Here is a 4,496-nt window from a genome sequence, read left to right as displayed (position 1 = left end):
GATGTTCATTACGTTGTATTAGATACGATGTTATATGAAAGTAATCATGAGGACAATCATGATACGCATCATCCTGATCTATACGATATAGAGGTTCAATGGCTACGCCAAGATTTGGCAGCTAATACGAAAAAGTGGACTGTCGTTCTCATGCATCGCGATCCATTCCAATATGCTTTTGACCGTCCTGGCGCAAGTCGTGCAGCAGGCTTTGATGAAGAGGGTGTATTATTTATGCCTATCTTTGATGAGTTTAATGTAGATTTAGTGCTATCTGCTCATTTACACTCTTATCGCAATAGAGGTCATGTGCGCAACTTTGAGCGTGATGCATCGGGGCCACTATATATCCTTACTGGTATAGCCGGAGATGCTGGCCGCCCTAAATGGAAAGAGCATCCTTTAGATGTATACGTGGCACCAGATCGTGAAAAAAATAACTATATGACGATGACTGTTACACCAAATAAATTGATTGTAAAAGCTTTCTTACCTGATGGTACACAGCTGGATGAGTCAGTTATAGAGAAATAAAAATACAAGAATATAAGAAGAGATAAGCAAAAGACACCTTCCTTGGGAGGTGTCTTTTTTGTGTGTTTATACAAATTGTTTTTTGAAATGTATCGATTGAATAGGTCAATATATAAATAATAAATATATATTTATTAGGTGTTTTATATGCTAAATTAAGTTCATGTAAATTACAGTTTTAAGGACTATGATAAAAATTAATTCATAGCATGACAAATAAAAATACAATAATTATGTATAAACCTTGAATAATATGAGCAATAGTATTATAATACGTACATGAGTTATAAAAATACACAAAATATGTATAAAATATGCATAAGGTGTATAAAGGAGATAGAGTAATGAGCACATTACAAGATTTGATTAAGAAATATGCCTCCCAATATAAAGAACAAGTTGTGGAATGGCGTCGATATATTCATAGTCATCCAGAATTATCTGGTAAAGAAAAAAATACATCCTTATTTATTCAAAAGGTTCTTGGTGAATTAGGTATTCCCTTTGTAAATGATGTTTCCGACTATGCCGTTATCGGTAAAATCGAAGGGGCCCAACCGGGACCGGTAATCGCATTGCGTGCCGATATAGACGCATTGCCAATTCATGAAACGACAGGCTTGCCATTTGCATCAGAAAATGACGGCGTTATGCATGCATGTGGTCATGATAGCCACATTGCAATTTTGCTTGGTGCCGCAGCCATTTTACAGTCTATTAAAGACCAATTACATGGCACTGTAAAGCTTGTATTCCAACCTTCTGAAGAGGAAGCGCTATTCCCAGGTGCACAAGGCATTGTAGATAGTGGTATCCTTGATGACGTAGATGAGATATATGGTCTTCATGTATGGCCTCAACTTCCGGTTGGTACTGTAGGTCTCAAAAAAGGTAACTTAATGGCTGCATCGGATCACTTCCTCGTGCATATTAAAGGAAAATCGACTCATGGTGCGGAACCTCATAATGGGGTGGATGCCATCGTAGCCGCTGCTAACTGGATTGTAAATGTTGAATCCATAGTAGCTCGTGAAACGAACCCAATGGAAAATCTCGTGTGCACCATCGGTGTGATTAATGGTGGTGACCGATACAATGTAGGCTGTGGCGATGTATATCTTGAAGGTACATGCCGTACCTATGCACCTGAAAAACGAGATTATATTGAACGTCGTTTAGGTGAAAGTTTACAAGCTCTCGACATGTTATTAAAAACAAAGAGTACCTTAGATTATAAACGTGGTCATGGTGCTACTATCAACAATCCAGACGCCATCGATTATGCCACATCTATTGTAGAGAAATATCTTGGGAAAGAAGCGGTGGTACATCCTGAATTCCCGTCTATGGCAGCAGAAGACTTCTCCGCGTATCTTCATAAAATCAAAGGTGCCTTTCTTTGGTTAGGTACAGGATTTGATGGCAACCCAGCGTTACATAATGAGGCTTTTACCATCGATGAAAGTATCTTGGAACCTGGTATAACAATGATGGCAGCTATTGCCGCCGAATTTTTACAAGAAAAAAAGTAGTTTGAAATAAGAGGTTATCATGAAAAGTTTACAACATACATCATTTAAAACAATGCTTCAATATACACCAGAAGAAATTAAATACTTCTTGGACTTGGCCGCAAAATTAAAAGCCGATAAAAAAGCAGGTAAAGAAATCAAAACATTAGTAGGTAGAAACTTTGCATTAATTTTTGAAAAGGACTCTACACGGACACGTTGTGCCTTTGAAGTCGGTGCTGCGGACCAAGGTGCTCATACAACATATCTTGGCCCTACAGGCTCCCAAATGAATAAAAAAGAATCCTTAAAGGATACAGCTCGTGTTCTAGGCTCTATGTACGATGCTATCGAGTTCAGAGGTTTTGATCAAGCCGATGTAGATACATTAGCTGATTATTCTGGCGTACCTGTTTGGAATGGTCTTACTGATATGGATCACCCTACACAAACATTAGCGAATTTCTTGACGCTTCAAGAAAATATCGATAAACCATTGAATGAAATCTCTTATGCTTATGTGGGTCATGGTCAATCTAATATGTGTAATGCCTTAATGAGTGGCGCCGTTAAAATGGGTATGGATTTCAGACTTATCGGTCCTAAACAATACTGGCCAGAAGGTCCATTCTATGAAGAATGCTTGAAAGTTGCAAAAGAAACAGGTGCTACTATTACATGTACAGATAATGTAGCTGAAGGTGTTAAAGGCTTAGATGTTATCTACACAGGTGTATGGGTAACCATGGGTGATACTTATGATATGTGGGAGGAACGTATTAATACGTTTAAACCATTCCAAGTTAACGCAGAAATGATGGCATTAACAGGTAATCCAAATACAAAGTTCTGTCACTGCTTACCAGCGTTCCACAATACTGAAACTCAAGTAGGTAAGGATATATTTGAACGGTTCGGTATGAATGGTATTGAAGTAACGGAAGAGGTATTTGAAGGACCAAATTCTTTAGCATTCCAAGAAGCAGAAAATCGTCTCCATACCATTAAGGCGGTTATGGTTGCTACATTTAGTGACTATCCATTGAAATAATTTCATCTCCCTAGAAGGTGATGTATGGTATAGTTTGTTTCCTATTTATCATAGCTGAGGGGCTGTATAAATAGGTGTGAGTCACCAATAGGTGAGAATTGAGGTTTACTATGGCACCCTATAAAGTATTTATTGTCGGTCACGAAGGTACGACAGGTTTAAGAATTCATGAACGGTTATCTGATAGAAAAGATATAGAATTATTGGCTACTGCTGATGAGGATCGTAAAAATGTAGAGGCTATTAAAGCGGTAGCTAAAGAGGCAGATATTGTATTTCTCTGCTTGCCTGATGCGGCATCTAAAGAAATCATGGCGGCTATCGGTGATTTGCCTTGTAAGGTAATTGATACATCCACTGCATTTAGAACTGCTGATGATTGGGCTTATGGTTTCCCAGAACTTGGTGCTAATTATAAAACGGCTATCAGTACAGAAAAACATATTGCCAACCCAGGCTGTCATGCGAGCGGTATGATTGCTTGTATCGCACCTCTTGTAAAAGCAGGTCTTGTGCCAACAGATTATCCTTTCACTATTACATCCTTAACCGGATATAGTGGGGGTGGTAAAAAGATGATTGGTCAATATGAAAGTGAACCAAAGGATTATTTCCTCTATGCACCGCGTCAATATGGTCTAAGTCAACAGCATAAGCACTTGCCAGAGGTTCAACATGTTTGTGGTCTTAGTGAAGCACCTATTTTTATCCCTATCGTTGATGACTATTATTCCGGTATGGAAGTTACCGTAGGTATCCATAGTCGTTTATGTCAAAAGCCGGTTAGTATCGATAAAGTACAACAGGCATTGGAAGATTTTTACAAAGATAGCACAGTCGTTACTGTCGTACCATTTACTGAGAACAGCAATACTGGTATGTTAAATGCCAATCAAATGAGCAATACAGATAGCATGAAAATCTATGTAACTGGTAATGATGAACGCATCATGGTTAATGCCATTTTCGATAATTTAGGTAAAGGTGCATCTGGTGCTGCCGTTCAATGCATGAACATCGCATTAGGCTTACCAGAGGATACAGGCCTAGTATTAGGTTAGAGAGGGAACTATGAAGGACGTAACAAATGCAATGCGGGCGCATATCCTAACTGCGGCCGTTCCATATATTAAACAATATACTGATCAATACGTTGTCGTTAAATATGGCGGCAATGCCATGATTGATGAAGAATTAAAAAAATCTGTCATGAAGGATTTACTATTACTCCAATTAGTAGGTGTGAAAGTTGTGCTCGTTCATGGCGGCGGTCCAGCCATTAATAGTACACTGGATGCTATGCAAATTGAATCACATTTTGCAAATGGCTTACGCGTCACTGATGAAGCGACAATGGATGTAGTACAAATGGTATTAGCCGGTAAGGTTAATAAAGGTCT

General features: G+C 38.6%; 5 protein-coding genes. All 5 read left to right on the top strand.

Going from position 1 to position 4,496, the window contains the following annotated elements; translation table 11 throughout:
• The coding region (locus tag QZ055_RS08200) for a metallophosphoesterase (protein WP_295825967.1) at positions 1-534 on the top strand (534 nt) is incomplete at its 5' end.
• A gap of 344 nt (positions 535-878) precedes the next feature.
• Positions 879-2,066 (top strand): M20 family metallopeptidase, encoded by a 1,188-nt coding sequence (locus QZ055_RS08195; RefSeq protein ID WP_119209382.1) that lies wholly within the window; start codon positions 879-881, stop codon positions 2,064-2,066.
• Between the two features lie 19 nt (positions 2,067-2,085).
• Positions 2,086-3,096, top strand: a complete 1,011-nt coding sequence (argF, locus tag QZ055_RS08190) for an ornithine carbamoyltransferase (RefSeq protein ID WP_363178955.1) — start codon at positions 2,086-2,088, stop codon at positions 3,094-3,096.
• 110 nt (positions 3,097-3,206) lie between these two features.
• Positions 3,207-4,157, top strand: a complete 951-nt coding sequence (gene argC, locus QZ055_RS08185) for an N-acetyl-gamma-glutamyl-phosphate reductase (RefSeq protein ID WP_295825965.1) — start codon at positions 3,207-3,209, stop codon at positions 4,155-4,157.
• Between the two features lie 10 nt (positions 4,158-4,167).
• On the top strand, positions 4,168-4,496 hold a 329-nt coding region (argB, locus tag QZ055_RS08180; protein WP_295825961.1), incomplete at its 3' end, for an acetylglutamate kinase.

Source organism: uncultured Veillonella sp. (assembly GCF_905209685.1).
GTDB lineage: Bacteria > Bacillota > Negativicutes > Veillonellales > Veillonellaceae > Veillonella.
This window is presented reverse-complemented; position numbering and strand designations above follow the sequence as displayed.

Coding starts and splice junctions, on each gene's coding strand:
- QZ055_RS08195 (WP_119209382.1), top strand. CDS start 879: ATGAGCACATTACAAGATTTGATTAAGAAATATGCCTCCCAATATAAA.
- argF (WP_363178955.1), top strand. CDS start 2,086: ATGAAAAGTTTACAACATACATCATTTAAAACAATGCTTCAATATACA.
- argC (WP_295825965.1), top strand. CDS start 3,207: ATGGCACCCTATAAAGTATTTATTGTCGGTCACGAAGGTACGACAGGT.